This window comes from Chloroflexota bacterium (assembly GCA_015478725.1).
In the GTDB taxonomy this organism is placed as follows: domain Bacteria; phylum Chloroflexota; class Limnocylindria; order Limnocylindrales; family CSP1-4; genus C-114.
On sequence record JADMIG010000097.1, the window covers coordinates 1 to 1,628 of the forward strand.

Sequence of the window (1,628 nt, forward strand, 5' to 3'; positions counted from 1 at the left end):
CTTGCTGAAGAGTTCCGAACGTAAAAAAGAACTTGCCCCTTATGAGGATTTTGTTCGTGATCGCCTGAAGCAGTATCCCGATACTTCTTCAGCCCAGATGCACGACTGGTTGAAGGAAAACCATGAGGGCTTCCCTAAACTTAACCCCAAGACGGTATTTAATTTTGTTCACTTCATCCGTAACAAGCACAATATCCCCAAGCTCGCAGCCCAGCGCCAGATGGCTGTAGTAGAAGAGCTGCCTTATGGGAAGCAGGCCCAGGTAGACTTCGGGGAATATATCATGCGCAGTTCAACGGGCAGCCGTGTGAAAGTATTTTTCTTCATCATGGTCTTGTCCCGCTCGCGCTATAAATATGTTTGGTTTACCGATCGTTACTTTACCAGTGAGCTCGCCATCGAGGCCCATGAACTGGCCTTTGCTTTCATCCGTGGTGTTCCCGATGAGATCGTCTACGACCAGGACAAGGTATTTATCGTCAGTGAAAACAGCGGCGACATTATCCTGACGGAACTGTTCCGTAACTACACCCGCCATCAATCTTTTACACTCCACTTCTGCCGCAAAGCTGATCCACAGAGTAAGGGGAAAGTTGAAAACGTGGTCAAGTACGTCAAACAAAACTTCCTCTACAACCGCACTTTCTACAACATTGAAACGCTCAACGATGATGCCTTGGGATGGCTCGGGCGTACCGCAAATGCTGTTCCCCACAGCTTCACCAAAAAAGATCCCATCACGGAATGGCATATCGAACAGGGTTTTTTAAAACCTTATGCAGCCCAGCCCCGGCCCAATTCCCCGCTGTCCTACACCGTGCGAAAAGATAACACCATCTCCTGGAAAGGAAATTTGTACTCTCTTCCCTTGGGCACTTACACTGGCCGGGGCTCTCAGGTGAGCGTGCAAATCCAACAGGGGGAGCTCGTCTTCCTGCAGGCAGAGGGAAAGGAATTATGCCGTCACAAGATCTCTACCGGCAAAGGCCTTAAAATCATTAACTCAGATCATAAACGGGACAAGACATCGGCCATCGGGGAAATGATCGATCAACTGTGTGCCTTGCTCCAGGATCCACAAACAGGAAAAGATTGGCTCGCGACCATCCGCACGGCTAAACCACGCTATGCCCGCGACCAGCTCCTCCTGGTCCGGCAAGCCATCGGGGCCACGGACCCTACGCTGATCGAAAGGACTGTCCGCTATTGCCTGGACAATCACATCACCCGGGCCGTGGACTTTAAAGCCATCTTGCTCCAACAACAGCTTCCACCAGTTAAACAGAAAAAAGTTATCCCTTTAAATCCATTAAGCGGGATACCCTGGGCGTCAACCCAGGAGCCAGAGAAAAGTTCGGTCCAGGATTATGAGGACATCATTAAAAAACTGACGAGCTAAAGGTTGCCGTCCCCGGGAAAAGTTAAAAGCTGACCGCACACAAGAAGGGGTTTCATCAAAACGTGGCGCTTTTGACTTTTATCGGGGATGAAACAAGCCAAGCTTCTAACCTCATTAAAAGAGGATCCTTACCCTTGGCGCGTTCAGCATTCCACTTGGGTCAAAAAAATAAATTAAACCAATAAACAATGAACAACACAGAACAAATCCAACAGTACTGCCGGCAATA

General features: G+C 49.0%; 1 protein-coding gene. It reads left to right on the forward strand.

Annotated elements, in window-relative coordinates; translation table 11 throughout:
- The coding region (locus IVW53_15920) for a transposase (protein MBF6607050.1) at window positions 1-1,399 on the forward strand (1,399 nt) is incomplete at its 5' end.
- Between the last annotated feature and the right edge of the window lie 229 nt (window positions 1,400-1,628).